Genomic DNA, 14,963 nt, shown 5'->3' on the forward strand with positions numbered 1-14,963 from the left:
TATACTAGCGCACCCCTCAACCGGCCCCTGCTAGATGTCCGTCACCCGGTCCGTACCGATCACGTTCCAGGGTCTGATCCAGACCCTCAACCAGTTCTGGGCGCAGCACGGCTGCGTGCTGATCCAATCGCTGGACCTGGAAGTGGGCGCCGGCACCTTCCATCCGTCCACGTTCCTGCGTGCGCTCGGACCGGAGCCGTGGAATGCGGCCTACGTGCAGCCCAGTCGCCGCCCCACCGACGGCCGCTACGGCGAGAATCCGAACCGCCTGCAGCGCTACTACCAGTACCAGGTGGCGATGAAGCCGAACCCGGACAACATCCAGCAGTTGTACCTGGATTCGCTCAAGGCGCTGGGCATCGATCCGCTGGTGCACGACCTGCGCTTCGTCGAGGACAACTGGGAATCGCCCACGCTCGGCGCCTGGGGCCTGGGCTGGGAAGTGTGGCTCAACGGCATGGAAGTCACCCAGTTCACCTACTTCCAGCAGGCCGGCGGCCTGGAGTGCAAGCCGGTGCTGGGCGAGATCACCTACGGTCTCGAGCGCCTGTGCATGTATCTGCAGAACTGCGACAACGTCTACGACCTGGTGTGGACCTACGGCCCCGATGGCACGCCGGTCACCTATGGCGACGTCTACCACCAGAACGAGGTGGAGCAGAGCGCGTACAACTTCGAACACGCCAACGTGGCCGAACTGTTCCACCGCTTCGACGCGTGCGAGCAGGAAGCGCAGGCGCTGGTCGAGGTCGGGCTGCCGCTGCCGGCCTACGAACAGGTGACCAAGGCCAGCCACGCCTTCAACCTGCTCGACGCGCGCCGCGCGATCTCGGTGACCGAGCGCCAGCGCTACATTCTGCGCGTGCGCGCGCTGGCACAGGCGGTGGCCAAGGCCTACTACGCGCAGCGCGAGAAGCTGGGCTTCCCCGGCGTCAAGAAGTGATGCAAGCCCCTCTCCCCCCGGGAGAGGGGTTGGGGTGAGGGTACGTCGGCACGCAAGGCCGGCTACTCCGCCCCCAGGCGCCCGCACCCTCATCCGCCCCTTCGGGGCACCTTCTCCCACAGGGAGAAGGAACCGCTAAGCAAGGTCTGACACATGAGCGAACACCTTCCCCTGCTGATCGAACTGGGCACCGAGGAACTGCCGGTCAAGGCATTGCCGGGCCTGGCCCAGGCGCTGTTCGACGGCGTGATCGCCGGGCTGGAGAAGCGCGGCATCGCAGTCGAGCGCGGCGACGCCAAGCCGCTGTCCACGCCGCGCCGGCTGGCGGTGCTGCTGCCGGGCGTGGCCGTCGAGCAACCGGAGCAGCGCGCGGAAGTGCTCGGCCCCTACGTCAACATCGCGCTGGACGCGGATGGCCAGCCGACCAAGGCGCTGCAGGGCTTCGCCGCCAAGGCCGGGATCGACTGGACCGCGCTGGAGCGCGCCAGCGACGCCAAGGGCGAGCGCTTCGTGCACCGTGCGGTGAACCCGGGTGCGCGCACCGCGACGCTGCTGCCAGAGATCCTGCGCGAGGCGATCGCGGCGATGCCGATCCCCAAGCCGATGCGCTGGGGCGATCACGACTACGGCTTCGCGCGGCCGGTGCAGTGGCTGGTGCTGCTGTTCGGCAGCGAGGTGGTGCCGATGCCGCTGTTCGGCGTGGAAGCCGGCCGCGACAGCCGCGGCCACCGCTTCCTGCACGACGCGCCGGTGCCGCTGGCGCAGCCGGGCGACTACGTGGCCGCGCTGCAGGCCGCGCAGGTGCTGGTAGACCCGGACGTGCGCCGCGCGCGCATCGTCGCCGAGGTCGAACAGGCAGCGCGCGAGGCCGGCGGCAGCGCGCGCATCGCCGAGGACAACCTGGAGCAGGTGGTGAACCTGGTCGAATGGCCGTCGGCGGTGCTGTGCAAGTTCGAGCCGGCGTTCCTGGCGGTGCCGCAGGAAGCGCTGATCGAGACCATGGAGAGCAACCAGAAATTCTTCCCGGTGCTGGATGACGGCGGCAAACTCACCGAGCATTTCATCGGCATCGCCAACATCGTCTCGCGCGACGTCGCCGAAGTGGCCAAGGGCTACGAGCGGGTGATCCGTCCGCGCTTCGCCGACGCCAAGTTCTTCTTCGACGAAGACCTCAAGCAGGGCCTGGAGGCGATGGGCGCCGGCCTGGCCAGCGTCACCTACCAGGCCAAGCTCGGCAGCATCGCCGACAAGGTGCAGCGCGTGGCCGCGCTGGCCGAGGCGATCGCCGCGCAGGTCGGCGTGGACCCGGCGCAGGCGCGCCGCGCCGCCGAACTGAGCAAGAACGACCTGCAGTCGCGCATGGTCAACGAGTTCCCGGAACTGCAGGGTATCGCCGGCCGCCACTACGCCGTCGCCGCCGGCGAACCCAGCGAGATCGCCCTGGCGATCGACGAGGCCTACCAGCCGCGCTTCGCCGGCGACGACATCGCGCTGTCGCCGCTGGGCAAGGTGCTGGCGATTGCCGAACGCCTGGACACGCTGGCCGGTGGGTTCGCCGCCGGCTTGAAGCCCACCGGCAACAAGGATCCGTTCGCGCTAAGGCGCAATGCGCTGGGGTTGGCGCGGACGGTGATTGAGAGTGGGTTTGATGTGGATCTGGAAGAGATGCTCGGCTCTGCGCTGATCCAGGTGCAACATGCACTTGCTGACGTTAGCGCGCGCGAAAAAATTCAAGCGCTTATTGCCGCGAAGAAAGCAGGGATCAAGACGTCGTCGGGCGTGACTGTATCTGCCTCGCTGAAGGGTTCTCTTGCGGAAGAAATTTACGATTTCATCCTCGACCGCCTGCGCGGCTACTACTCCGACAAGGGCGTGCCGGCGACGCAGTTCAACGCGGTGGCGGAACTGAAGCCAGCCTCCCTGTACGACTTCGACCGCCGCATCGACGCGATCGGCACCTTCGCCGCCTTGCCGGAAGCCGAGGCGCTGGCCGCGGCCAACAAGCGCATCCGCAACATCCTGCGCAAGGCCGAGGGCGAGATTCCGGGGCAGATCGACCCGACCCTGCTGCGCGAGCCGGCCGAAAGCGCGCTGGCCGAGGCGGTGGAAGCGGCGATCGTGGAAACGGACGGCGCGCTGCGCCAGCACGACTACGTCACCGTGCTGAACTTCCTGGCGCGGCTGCGTCCGCAGGTGGACGCGTTCTTCGACGGCGTGATGGTCAACGCCGACGATCCGGCGCTGCGCCGCAACCGCCTGGCCCTGCTCAAGCGCCTGGGCGACCGCCTCGGCAGCGTCGCGGCGATCGAACACCTGTCGGCGTAAGCGTCAGCGCCGCCGTAACGAGAGACGGGCCGCCTAGCGCGGCCCGTTCTCGTTTCATCGAGATGGCTGCCGCCGCGATGCGGCGCGACTGGCTTCGGCACACCGCACTGCGTCGGGACTTAAGTCCCTCCCACAGTGGGTTGACCATGTGCTCCGCAAGCCTCGGCAGGAGCCGCGCGTGTTTCTGCCGCGACGAAAGAAACAAGCAATCCCACGGCAGGGAGAACGCGCTTGGCAGGAAGCCCGCAACTCTGCACACAACGGACAGTGTGTGAGCGCCCGCAATCAAGCCCCTCTCCCCCCGGGAGAGGGGTTGGGGTGAGGGTACGTCGCGAAGCGACCCGCAGCGTGTGAGTGCACGAGGCTTCGCCCGTACCCTCATCCGCCCCTGCGGGGCACCTTCCCCCGAAAAGGGGGCCGTGGTCCCAGTGGGAGAAGGCAACAGGGTGGCCTACCCGCGGAGCACATTCCAACCGCGGCGACCGCAGCGCAACGCAACACCGCCGTTACGAATCCCCAATCCCGATTCCCCAATCCCGGCTCTCAATCGAACAACGCCTGGATCGCCGCCAGCCCCGCATTGGCGCGCTCCTTCTTGCGCGCCGCATCGGCCACCGGGTCGGCGCCGTCGCGCTGCATTTCCTCGGCCGGGATCTCGTCGAAAAAGCGGCTGGGCTTGAGCCGGATGTGCTCGCCGAACTTGCGGGTGAGCTTGCTGTAGCTCATCCACAGCTGCTCCTTGGCGCGGGTGATGCCCACGTACAGCAGGCGCCGCTCTTCCTGCAGGTTGCCCTCTTCCAGGCTGACCTCGTGCGGCAGCACCCCGTCCTCGCAGCCGACGATGAACACGTAGCGGAACTCCAGGCCCTTGGAGGCATGCATGGTCATCATCCGCACCTGGTTGCCGCCGTCGTCCTTGTCGTTGCGCGACAGCAGCGCCAGCTGCGCGGCCAGGTCGCCGACGGTGGCGCCGCGCGGGCCGCCCTCGAACCACTTGGCCAGTTCCTCCAGGTTGCCGCGGCGGCGCTGGAAACTCGCTTCGTCCTTGCACTGATGGCGCAGTTCGCGGATCAGCCCGGATTGCTCGGCGAGCTGACGCACCACGTCGGCCGAGGACAGCGTGGTCGAGGCCGCGCGCAATTCATGCAGGATGTCGACGAAGTCGCTCAGGCCGTTGGCCGCGCGCGGCGGCAACTGCTGCAGCGCGCCCACCGACTCGGCCGCGCGCGACATCGGCAGGTGCTTGGCCGAGGCCAGCTCGGCCAGCTTGGCCAGCGAGGTCGCGCCGACCTCGCGCTTGGGTGCCTGCACCGCACGCAGGAACGCCGCGTCGTCGTCGGGATTGACCAACAGGCGCAGCCAGGACAGCACGTCCTTGACCTCCTGCCGCTCCAGGAACGCGGTGCCGCCGGTGATGTGGTACGGCACGCCGGCGATCTGCAACGCCTTTTCCAGCGGCCGCGACTGGAAATTGCCGCGGAACAGGATGCAGAAGTCGCTCCACGGCACCTGCTTGGCGGTGCCCAGGTAGGCGATCTCGGCGGCCACCTTCTCCGCTTCGTGCTCGCTGTCGCGGCACTCCCACACGCGGATGCGCTCGCCGTCGGCCTGGTCGCTCCACAGCGTCTTCAGGTGCTCGTGCGGGTTGTGCGCGATCAACGCATTGGCCGCGCGCAGCACGCGGTTTGAGCAGCGGTAGTTCTGCTCCAGCTTGATGATCTGCAGGGCCGGATAGTCGCGGCCCATCTGCATCAGGTTTTCCGGGTTGGCCCCGCGCCAGGCGTAGATGCTCTGGTCGTCGTCGCCCACGCAGGTGAAGTTGCCGCGCGGGCCGGCCAGCATCTTCAGCAGCCGGTACTGCGCGTCGTTGGTGTCCTGGCTTTCGTCCACCAGCAGGTAGCCGATGCGTTCGCGCCAGGCCATCACGATGTCCTCGTTCTCCTCCAGCACCTGCACCGGCAGGCGGATCAGGTCGTCGAAGTCCACCGCGTTGAAGGTGCTCAACCGCGCCTGGTAGCGCTCGTACAGGCTGGCCGCTTCCTGCTCGCGGTTGCTGCGCGCCGCCGCCATTGCCTGCTCCGGCGACAGCCCGGCGTTCTTGGCGCGCGAGATCAGGTTCTTGGCGTCCTCGATGGCATCGGGCTTGGCCCCCGGCATCAGGTCCTTGATCTGCGCGGCGGCATCGTCGGCGTCGAAGATCGAGAAGCCGCGCTTCAACCCCACCGCGGCGTGTTCGATCTGCAGGAACTTCAGCCCCAGGGCGTGGAAGGTGCAGATGGTCAGGCCGTCGGCGGCCTCGCTGCGGATGCGCTTGGCCACGCGTTCGCGCATTTCCTTGGCCGACTTGTTGGTGAAGGTGATGGCGGCGATGCGCTTGGCCGGATAGCGGCCGCTGGCGATCAGATGCGCGATCTTTTCCACGATCACGCGGGTCTTGCCGCTGCCGGCGCCGGCCAGCACCAGCAACGGACCCTCGCAATGCAGGACCGCGGCGCGTTGGGGAGGATTGAGACCGTGCATGAAGACTTCCCTTGGCCGCGCATTGTAACGGGCGCCGGCCGGCGCCGACGCCCCACCGCCGCGCCGGCGCTGAACCGGTTCGCGATCCGCCTGGCGGCCGGGGTGCGCGGCCGCCGCGCTAGAATCTGTGGCATGGCGAAACTGTACTTTTACTATTCGGCGATGAACGCCGGCAAGACCACCACGCTGCTGCAGTCGGCGCACAACTACCGCGAGCGCGGCATGCGCACGGCGATCCTGACGCCGCGGCTGGACCACCGCGCCGGCAGCGGCGTGGTCGCCTCGCGCATCGGCCTGCGCGCCGACGGCATGGGTTTCGGCGCCGACACCGATCTGCTGGCCACCATCGAGGCCGACATCGCCAGCCACGGCCCGCTGCATTGCGTGCTGGTGGACGAGGCGCAGTTCCTCAGCCGCGCGCAGGTCTGGCAGCTCAGCGAAGTGGTCGACCGGCTGCGCATCCCGGTACTGTGCTACGGCCTGCGCACCGATTTCCGCGGCGAGCTGTTCGAGGGCAGCCAGTACCTGCTGGCCTGGGCCGACGAACTGCAGGAGATCAAGACCATCTGCCACACCGGCAGCAAGGCGACGATGACCGTGCGCGTGGACGAGAACGGCCATGCGGTGCAGGACGGCCCGCAGGTGGAGATCGGCGGCAACGAGCGCTACGTGTCGGTCAGCCGCCCCGAGTTCAAGAAAATCATGCGCGGTGAAGGCCGCATCGATCCGCTGCAGATCGCCCTGCCGCTGTAACCCGGATGTCACCACTGACGCACCGCGCTGGTGCGTCGCGCCCGCATGCAATGAACCGTGGCTGACGCGTACCGTACACGCTTCTGTTCCTATGCCATCAGTCTATGGAGCACGCACGGGCGGCGTGCCTAGAATCGCGCCGATCGCTCACTCATGGGATGAGGAACATGCTTTCGTTGAAAGGATTTTTTGCCGGCAGCGGCACCGCATTGGCCTGCGCTTTGCTGCTCGCCCTGCCCGGCCAGGCCGCAGCGGCCCCGGGCGACCACACCTTCCAGGACATCCCGGCGCAGGTGCTGACCGACGGCTTCCTTGAGGCGCACCTGGATCTGTTCTATCGTCGCGCCGGCATCCGCGCCGACAAGAAGGGCGACTACGCCGAGGCCAGGAAGCAGTACCAGTTGGCCGCGCGCTACGCCGACAAGCCGTCGCAGGCACGGCTGGGCGAGATGTACTGGGAAGGCCAGGGCGGCGCCGCCGACCACACGATGGGCTTCCTGTGGATGGCGCTGGCTGCCGAGCGCGGCTACGACCAGTTCGGCGCGCGCAAGATGGAGTACTGGAATCAGCTGACGCCGGACGAGCGCAAGCGCGCGGCCAAGCTCGACAAGTCGATGCTGGCCGAGTACGGCGACCAGGTCGCCAAGCCGCGCCAGGAAGCGGTGCTGCGGCGCGAAGCGATGCGCAGCACCGGCGGCCTGCTCGGCCACTCCGGCGCGGCCGGCCCGCTGTCGATCAACGGCCCGCGCGGCGGCAGCATCGATCCGGAAGTGTTCTACGCCAAGCAGTTCTGGGAACCGAGCGCGTACTGGAAGCTGCAGGACCAGGTGTGGGACGGCCGCACACCGGGCCGGGTCGACATCGGCGATGTCGAGGACATCAGCACGCAAGGCGCGCCGCCGCCGCCGCAGGAACCGGCCAAGCACTGAGTGCGAGGCGGACAGCGTCGGGACTGAGGTCCCTCCCACGGGAGGCGTTCGGTGTATCGCCCTGCTTTGCAGGCGCGGCTGCGCGTTTCTCTCGACCGAGTGCAATCCCCCTTGTGGGAGGGACTTCAGTCCCGACGAGCGAAGCGCGACGACATCGCATCGCCGCGCCTCCCGGGATGAACGTCCACGCGCCGATGCCAAGCATCGGCACTACGTGCGCGCGCCTCCTCAGTACAACTTGCGCTCGGCCACCGGCGGCGGCGTCCACTGGTACAGCCAGGTCTCGGTCAGCGGGCGCTCGCCGCTGCGCAGGTACAGGCGGATGTCGATCTGCTCGCTGCCGTCGTCCGGCGGCACCACGTCGAACATCGCGCGGTAGCCGGCAATCTCATGCAGCGGCCGGGCCGAGACGATTTCGGTGCGACCACGGTTGAGCTGCAGCACCACCTCGACCTTGGCGTCCTTCTCCTTGCCCAGCTTGGCCAGTTCGCCACCGGCGAAATCCACCGCGAAGCGCCAGGAGAAGTAATGACGCTTCTGCCCGACCACGCCGCCCAGGCCGGTGCGGGTGGCCACGCAATGCGCCAGCGGCGAGGACGCCGGCGGCTGCGCGCCCCAGTACAGGCGGTAGCCGAACAACAGCTCCTGGCCCGGCTGCGGCTTGTCCTGCGGATTCCAGAACGCGACGATGTTGTCGAAGGTCTCGTCGACGGTGGGAATCTCCACCAGTTGCACCGAACCCTTGCCCCAACCCTGCTTCGGCTCCACCCACAGGCACGGGCGCTTCTCGTAGAACACGCCGTCGTCCTGGTAGTGATCGAAGTTGCGGTCGCGCTGCAGCAGGCCGAAGCCGCGCGGGTTGTCGTCGACGAACATGTTGAAGCGCAGGTGCGGCGGATTGCACAGCGGCCGCCAGATCCACTCGCCGCCGCCGGTCCACATCGCCAGGCCATCGGTGTCGTGGATCTCCGGGCGCCAGTCCCAATCCATGCGGCGGTCGTTCTCGCCGACCTGGTACATGCTGGTGCACGGGCCCAGGCCCAGGCGCTCGATGGTCTTGCGCGGATACAGCGCGCTGTCGATGTCCATCAGCAGCACGTCGCCGTTGGTGATCGCGAAGCGGTAGGCGCCGGCCACGCTGGGCGAATCCAGCAGCGCGTACACCACCACCGTGTCCGACCCGGCCTTGGGCTGCTCGAGCCAGTAGGCGATGAAGTCCGGGAATTCCTCCGGGCCGCCGGTACCGGTGTCGATCGCCAGCCCGCGCGCCGACTGCCCGTACTGGCCCTCCTTGCCCACCGCGCGGAAGTAGCTGGCGCCGAGGAACGCGGCGAAGTCGCGCTCGGTGTCCTGCTTAGTGTTGAGGCGGAAACCGGCGAAGCCCAGTTCCTTGGGCAGGTGCGCGCCCTTCAGCCCGCTGCTGCCGTAGTCGAACGCCGCGCTGTCGTAGGCCAGTTCCTGCGCCTGCCCGTCGACCAGATCGAACATGTGCACCGGCGTCTTGAAGTACAGCCCCAGGTGGAAGAACTTGGCCTGGAACTTCGGGCCTTGGTCGGCCGCCCACAGCGCGTGGTCCTGGCGGTAGCGGATCGACTGGTACTGGTCCCAGGTCAACGCCTCCACCGGCGCCGGCAGCACCCGCTTGTGGCTCTGGTATGGCGCATCGGCCATGGCCCGCGCGTGGCCCTTGAGCCAGGCGTAGTCGAACGGTTGCGGCTTGCCCAGGCGGCGCAGGCCCACCGCAGGAGCGGCCTGGCCGAGCATCGGCATCGCCGGCAAGCCCATGGCGGCGAAGGCGGCGGCGGCGTTCTTGAGGAAATCGCGTCGTTGCATGGCCGGACCGAAACGAAAGAGGATGCCCATGATAGACAAGCGGCGCCGAAGGCGGCGGTGATGGGCTCACCGGATGCATCCCAGGCGCAGACGCGCCGGAGCCGGCGCACTGCTGCTGGCGACATAACTTTCCCACCCAACCGCATCGGCGGCGGCGACGCGCGAGCGGGCAAGGCGTCTAGAGGAGCGTCTACTAACGCGAGAAAGCCACTGATAGAGGCGCTTGAGCCGACGCGTTAACGCGAATGTATGTCGCGGCCGAAGTCGCCCTCACGGTCGCGACGGCATGGCTCGCTGCGCCGCCACAAAACCGCGTTGTTGGAGGTGCACCGCAGGCGCCGAACCGCCTGCGTCAGGCTCATCGCTCAGCGCTGGCAGTGGCCGCACCAGACGCTGGCGCGCTGACCGATGCTGGCGTGGCGCAGCGTGCGCCCGCAGCGCTTGCAGGCCTCGCCCTCGCGGCCATAGACCGACAGTTCCTGCTCGAAGTAGCCCGGCGCCCCGTCCGGGCTGATGAAATCGCGCAGGGTGGTGCCGCCGCGCTGGATCGCATAGCCCAGGATCGCCTTGGCGGCCTCGGCAAGGCGCGCATAGCGGGCACGCGAGACCTCGCCGGCTTCGCGCAGCGGACTGATGCCGGCCTGGAACAGGCTCTCGGCGGCGTAGATGTTGCCCACCCCGACCACGATGCGCTGATCCATCAGGAAGGTCTTCACCGGCGCGGTGCGGCCGCGGCTGAGCCGGAACAGATGATCGCCGTCGAACGCATCCGACAGCGGCTCCGGCCCCAGTTCGGCGAGCAAGGGATGGGTCTCGCCCGGCGCCTGCCACAGCAGGCAGCCGAACCGGCGCGGGTCGTTGAAGCGCAGCACGCGGCCGTCTTCCAGGCTGATGTCGACGTGGTCGTGCGCCCGCGGTGGCGTGTCGCCGGGCAGCACGCGCAGGCTGCCGGACATGCCCAGATGCAGCAGCGCACTGCCGACCGCGGTATCCAGCAACAGATACTTGGCACGCCGGCGAATGCCGTCGATGCGCTGCCCCGGCAGTTGCTCCGCCACCTCCGGCGGAATGGGCCAGCGCAGATCCGGCCGCCGCAGGATCACCCCATGGATGCGCCGCCCCGACAGATGCGGCTCCAGGCCGCGCCGGGTGGTTTCGACTTCGGGGAGTTCGGGCATGGGTTCGTCGAATGTCGCAGGTAGATGGACAAGCTTAGCGGGCGCGAGGTGCGCTTCTGCTGAAGCTAGGGATTGTTGAGCAGACACTCCGCGCGCTGCGCGACGGAACGCACAGCGCGTGTGGCGACACGACCGTGCTCACTGCGGCGGCGCCGCCAGCTCCCGCGCGCTCAGGTAGCCATCGCCGTTGGTGTCCTGCTTGCGGAAACGGGCGGTCAGGGTGGCGATGTGTTGTGCGCGGGTGATCGGCGGGCCGCGGCCGCCGGGCAGTTCGGCGGGGCTGAGCACGCCGTCGTGGTCGAGGTCGCGCGCATCGAAGGCGTAGCTCATCCAGGCCAGGTATTCGTCCAGGCTGACGCGGCCGTCGCCGTCGCGATCCATGCGCTGCAGGTAGCTGGCGGTGCTGTCGATGGCCTGCGCTTGGGCGTTGACCATGCCGCCGGCGAACAGGCTGCAGGCGATGCTCAGCGTCAGCCCGGCCATCAACGACGAACGCCGCGCGAGGCGGCGTTCGTGCGACCGGCTGCGTGGTACGCCGCGGCTCATGCCAGGGCGTAGCCCTTCAGTCGCGCCGCGTATGCCTGCAGCGCGGCGATGCCGCTGGCTTCGGCGTCGTGGCACCAGGCCTGCAGGTGCTTGAGGCGTTCGCTGGCGTCGTGGGTGCGGGCTTCCAGCAGGGCCGCCAGGCGCGCGCGGTGCTCGACCAACGTGCGCATGCGTGGGCGCTGCGCCACCCAATGCTGCAGTTGTTCGCGGGCGTCGGGCTTGAGCCAGCGGCCGTCGTCGACCAGGCCCTTGCGCAGGCGCCGCGGCAGCAGCTTGCGCAACTTGGCGCCGGCCTGCGCCGCTTCTTCCTTCAGCGCGGGGGTGAACACGTTGCGCTGGTAGTCGGTCATCGCCTGGAAGCGATGCGACAGCAGCGCACGCAGGGTGTCGGCATCGGGCACGGCGATGTTCGGGCGCACGTCCAGGGTCGGCGCGACGCGCAGGATCTTGGCCAAGCGCAAGGCAGCCAGTGCGCGGATCGCGATCCAGCCGATGTCCAGTTCCCAGCGACGCATCGAGAAGCGCGCCGAGCTCGGGAAGGCATGGTGGTTGTTGTGCAGCTCTTCGCCGCCGATCCACAGCGCCCACGGGGTCAGATTGGTCGAGGTGTCGGCGGACTCGAAGTTGCGGTAGCCCCACCAGTGGCCCAGGCCATTGATCACGCCGGCGGCCCAGAACGGGATCCACGCCATCTGCAGCGCCCACAAGGCGATGCCGGGCAGGCCGAACAGCGCGAAGTTGAACGCGAACAGCGCCACCGGCCCCAGGTTGGCGTACGGGGTGTACAGGTGCCGCTCGATCCAGTCGTCCGGCGCGCCCTTGCCGTACTGCTCGATGTCGCCGCGCTGGGTGCGCGCTTCGCGGTACAGCTCCACGCCGCGCCAGAACACGCGGGCGATGCCCTTGGTCTGCGGGCTGTGCGGGTCTTCCTCGGTCTCGACCTTGGCGTGGTGCTTGCGATGGATCGCCACCCACTCCTTGGTGATCATCGAGGTGGTGAACCAGGTCCAGAAGCGGAAGAAGTGCGACAGCAGCGGATGGAAATCCACGCCGCGATGCGCCTGGCTGCGGTGCAGGTACAAGGTCACCGCGAAGATGGTGAGCTGGGTGAACAGCAGCAGCACGGCGAGCATGCCCCACCAGCCGACGCCGAGCAGGCCGTTGCCAAGGAAGTCGAGGATCGCGTCGAACATTGCCAGAAGCTCCAGAGCGTAAGACGGCGTGAGGGGATGACGACATGATGGGGGTTGTGCGGGCAAACTTCACCCGGCGCTCGCGTATGGTATTCAGCCGCCAAGCGCTTCCGATCACAGAACGGTGTCGGTTACATGTCAGCCGCCTCTTCCCAAGCAACCCCCGTGCCAGCGGCCGCGCCGTTGATCGAACTGGACCGCGCCAGCGTGATCCGCGGCCAGGTCCGCGTGCTGCACGCGCTGAGCCTGCGCATCGCGCTCGGCCAACACACCGCCATCCTCGGCCCGAACGGCTGCGGCAAATCCTCGTTCATCAAACTGATCACCCGCGAGCTGTACCCGCTGGCCCGCGCCGGCGAGGAACCGGCGGTGCGGGTGCTCGGCCAGAGCCGCTGGCAGGTGGATCGGCTGCGCAGCCAGTTGGGCATCGTCAGCGGCGACCTCAGCGTCAATCTCGCCGACATGCCCGGGCTGGACGTGGAGAGCGCGATACTGTCGGGATTCTTCGCCAGCTATGTGGTGCCGCCGCACCGCGAAGTCACCGACGCGATGCGGGCACGGGCGCGCGAGGCGTTGCAGGCCGCGCACGCGCTGCCGCTATTGCGGCGCGCCTACGCCGAGCTGTCCGCCGGCGAGACCCGCCGCGTGCTGATCGCGCGCGCCCTGGTCAACCGGCCGCAGGCGCTGCTGCTGGACGAACCCAGCACCGGCCTGGATCTGATCGCACGCGAGCACCTGCTGGCGACGATGCGCGACCTCGCCCGCCAGGGCATCACCCTGGTGCTGGTCACCCACCACATCGAGGAGATCGTGCCGGAGATCGCGCGGGTGATCCTGCTGCGCGAGGGCCAGGTGTACGCCGACGGCACGCGCGAGGAACTGCTGGCCGATGCGCCGCTGTCGGCGGTGTTCGGCGGACCGGTGCGGGTGCAGCGCGATGGCGACAGTTACAGCGCGCGCGTGGTCGCGGAGGGCTGATCCGCGCAAGCCCACGAACCCTCGGGGCCGCGGGCTTGCGGTCTGCGCAATGTCGCAGGTGATGCGGGAATGTCTGTAGGAGCCGCTTCAGCCGCGACAGGCGTTACCGGGAATGCCCGTCGCGGCTGAAGCCGCCCCTGCAGATGACCTTTCGTCGTTGGTTAGAGCCGCCCCGAAGCCGCTTCCACACGCGGGACGTCCACCGTCATCGGGAGTTCCGGTAACCGTGCCGAATGCGCTCAGGCAAACGCCGCGCTCGATCCTCGCGCCGGTGCGTCTGCTTCGAACGCGGCGCGCGCGCCGCGGATCTGCGCATGGTGATCGGCGGCCCAACGCACCAACGGCGCCAGTACCACGCTCAGCGAATGCCCTAGCGGGGTGAGCCGATACTCCACCCCAGGCGGCACCGTCGGCAGCACCTCGCGGGCGACCAGCCCTTCGCGCTGCAGGTCGCGCAGGGTCTGAGTGAGCATGCGCTGGGAGATGTCCGGCACCGCGCGGCGCAGTTCGCCGAAGCGGTGCGGGCGTTCGGCCAGCAGCATCACGAACAGAGTGCTCCACTTGTCGCCGATCTGCGCCAGCACGTCGCGCACCGGGCACTGGTCGATGGCCATGCCGGCGCGCTGGTGGTCCTGCAGTTGCTGGCTCATCAATCCGTCGACGGCGGCGACCGACGGCAAGACGCGATCCATGGTGGTTACCTCGAGGTAATCAGGGGCGGAAAAAGTGCCGTCTTTACAGCCCGGCCAAGGTCTCTAGGATAGACCAGGTTCCTTTTCCAGGCCATGGCGTCCTGCGACGCCTCCCTTTCCTCAGGAGACCTGTCATGTCCGCATCTTCCGATTCCCTGCTCGTCACCGGCGCTGGCGGCCAGTTCGGCCAGCGCGTGCTCGCGCACCTGCTCGACACCCTCCAGGTGGCGCCGTCGCGGGTCGTGGCGATGACCCGCCAGCCCGAACGCCTGGCCGCCTGGGCCGCGCGCGGCGTGGACGTGCGCCACGGCGATTTCGACGACGCCACCTCGCTCGACACCGCGTTCCGTGGCGCCGGCCGCGTGTTGCTGATCAGCACCGACGCGCTCGACCGCCCCGGCCACCGCCTGCAGCAGCACCAGGCCGCGATCGCCGCCGCCGAACGCGCCGGCGTCGGCCACCTGGTCTACACGTCGTGCCCGGAACCGCACGACTCGCCGCTGCTGCTGGCTGCCGATCACGCCGGCACCGAGGACAGCCTGGCCGCCAGCGCCCTGCCCGCCTGGACCGTACTGCGCAACCACTGGTACTTCGAGAACCTGTTCATGAGCCTGCCGCCGGTGCTGGCCTCGGGCCACTGGTACAGCGCGGCCGGCGACGGCGGCATCGCCCACATCGCCCGCGACGACCTGGCCCGCGCCGCCGCGGTCGCCCTGGCCAGCGGCGACGGCAAGCGCACGCTCACCCTCAGCGGTGCGCGCGCCTACACCACCGCCGACATCGCCGCGCTGGTCGCGCAGGTGCTGGACGTGCAGATCCAGGTGGTGCCGGTACCGGTCGAGGGCCTGGTGCAGGGCATGGTCGGCGCCGGCCTGCCCGAGCCGGTCGCACGCATCTATGCCTCGTTCGACACCAACACCGCCGCCGGTCGCGTCGCCACCGTCACCGGCGACTACCAGGCGCTGACCGGGCAGGCGCCGCTGCCGTTCGAACAGTGGCTGCAGGACCAGCGGACGCAATTGGCGGCGTTGAAGCCGTAAGCGAATTCGGCGGCGCGCGCACGCAGGTGCGCG

At 68.6% G+C, this 14,963-nt stretch carries 12 protein-coding genes; 6 read left to right on the plus strand and 6 right to left on the minus strand.

Features of this window, described 5'->3' with window-relative positions; all coding sequences use genetic code 11:
• Window positions 1-34: 34 nt before the first annotated feature.
• Together glyQ and glyS are read left to right on the plus strand one after the other, a co-directional pair.
• The gene (gene glyQ / locus GGR64_RS15090; RefSeq protein WP_184448847.1) at window positions 35-943 is read left to right on the plus strand and encodes a glycine--tRNA ligase subunit alpha; all 909 of its coding nucleotides are present in this window, start codon (window positions 35-37) and stop codon (window positions 941-943) included.
• Between the two features lie 153 nt (window positions 944-1,096).
• On the plus strand, window positions 1,097-3,268 hold the full coding sequence (gene glyS / locus GGR64_RS15095; protein ID WP_184646870.1) for a glycine--tRNA ligase subunit beta: 2,172 nt from the start codon (window positions 1,097-1,099) through the stop codon (window positions 3,266-3,268).
• A gap of 543 nt (window positions 3,269-3,811) precedes the next feature.
• On the opposite strand, the gene rep is transcribed toward glyS, so the two are convergent.
• Window positions 3,812-5,788 (minus strand): DNA helicase Rep, encoded by a 1,977-nt coding sequence (rep, locus tag GGR64_RS15100; protein WP_160967138.1) that lies wholly within the window; start codon window positions 5,786-5,788, stop codon window positions 3,812-3,814.
• A 132-nt stretch (window positions 5,789-5,920) separates the two neighbouring features.
• Between rep and GGR64_RS15105 the strand changes: the two genes are divergently transcribed.
• Both GGR64_RS15105 and GGR64_RS15110 read left to right on the plus strand, forming a co-directional pair.
• The gene (locus GGR64_RS15105; protein WP_184646872.1) at window positions 5,921-6,541 is read left to right on the plus strand and encodes a thymidine kinase; all 621 of its coding nucleotides are present in this window, start codon (window positions 5,921-5,923) and stop codon (window positions 6,539-6,541) included.
• A 167-nt stretch (window positions 6,542-6,708) separates the two neighbouring features.
• Window positions 6,709-7,470 (plus strand): sel1 repeat family protein, encoded by a 762-nt coding sequence (locus GGR64_RS15110; RefSeq protein ID WP_160967142.1) that lies wholly within the window; start codon window positions 6,709-6,711, stop codon window positions 7,468-7,470.
• Between the two features lie 228 nt (window positions 7,471-7,698).
• Here GGR64_RS15110 and GGR64_RS15115 read toward each other — a convergent pair whose 3' ends face one another.
• The 4 genes from GGR64_RS15115 to GGR64_RS15130 all read right to left on the minus strand — a co-directional run bounded on the left by GGR64_RS15115 (window position 7,699) and on the right by GGR64_RS15130 (window position 12,220).
• Window positions 7,699-9,303, minus strand: coding sequence for a glucan biosynthesis protein D (locus GGR64_RS15115; RefSeq protein WP_184646874.1), 1,605 nt, complete (start codon window positions 9,301-9,303; stop codon window positions 7,699-7,701).
• Between the two features lie 365 nt (window positions 9,304-9,668).
• Entirely contained in the window at window positions 9,669-10,481 is an 813-nt protein-coding gene (gene mutM, locus GGR64_RS15120) for a bifunctional DNA-formamidopyrimidine glycosylase/DNA-(apurinic or apyrimidinic site) lyase (protein ID WP_184646876.1), read from the minus strand.
• Between the two features lie 138 nt (window positions 10,482-10,619).
• Window positions 10,620-10,964: an EF-hand domain-containing protein gene (locus GGR64_RS15125; RefSeq protein WP_260303034.1), complete on the minus strand. Its 345-nt coding sequence runs from the start codon at window positions 10,962-10,964 to the stop codon at window positions 10,620-10,622.
• 59 nt (window positions 10,965-11,023) lie between these two features.
• Complete coding sequence (locus GGR64_RS15130; protein ID WP_160967147.1) at window positions 11,024-12,220, minus strand: fatty acid desaturase; 1,197 nt, start codon at window positions 12,218-12,220, stop codon at window positions 11,024-11,026.
• Window positions 12,221-12,355: 135 nt separating this feature from the next.
• Between GGR64_RS15130 and GGR64_RS15135 the strand changes: the two genes are divergently transcribed.
• Window positions 12,356-13,198 carry an ATP-binding cassette domain-containing protein gene (locus GGR64_RS15135; protein WP_184646880.1) on the plus strand — a complete coding sequence of 281 codons (843 nt, stop codon included), beginning with the start codon at window positions 12,356-12,358 and terminating at the stop codon, window positions 13,196-13,198.
• A gap of 239 nt (window positions 13,199-13,437) precedes the next feature.
• Here GGR64_RS15135 and GGR64_RS15140 read toward each other — a convergent pair whose 3' ends face one another.
• The gene (locus GGR64_RS15140) at window positions 13,438-13,890 is read right to left on the minus strand and encodes a helix-turn-helix domain-containing protein (RefSeq protein WP_184646882.1); all 453 of its coding nucleotides are present in this window, start codon (window positions 13,888-13,890) and stop codon (window positions 13,438-13,440) included.
• A gap of 134 nt (window positions 13,891-14,024) precedes the next feature.
• Between GGR64_RS15140 and GGR64_RS15145 the strand changes: the two genes are divergently transcribed.
• A complete protein-coding gene (locus tag GGR64_RS15145; RefSeq protein WP_184646884.1) occupies window positions 14,025-14,930 on the plus strand; it encodes an NAD(P)H-binding protein in 906 nt (301 codons plus the stop codon).
• Window positions 14,931-14,963: the final 33 nt, after the last annotated feature.

Source organism: Xanthomonas sp. 3307 (assembly GCF_014199735.1).
Classification (GTDB): Bacteria; Pseudomonadota; Gammaproteobacteria; order Xanthomonadales; family Xanthomonadaceae; genus Xanthomonas_A; species Xanthomonas_A rydalmerensis.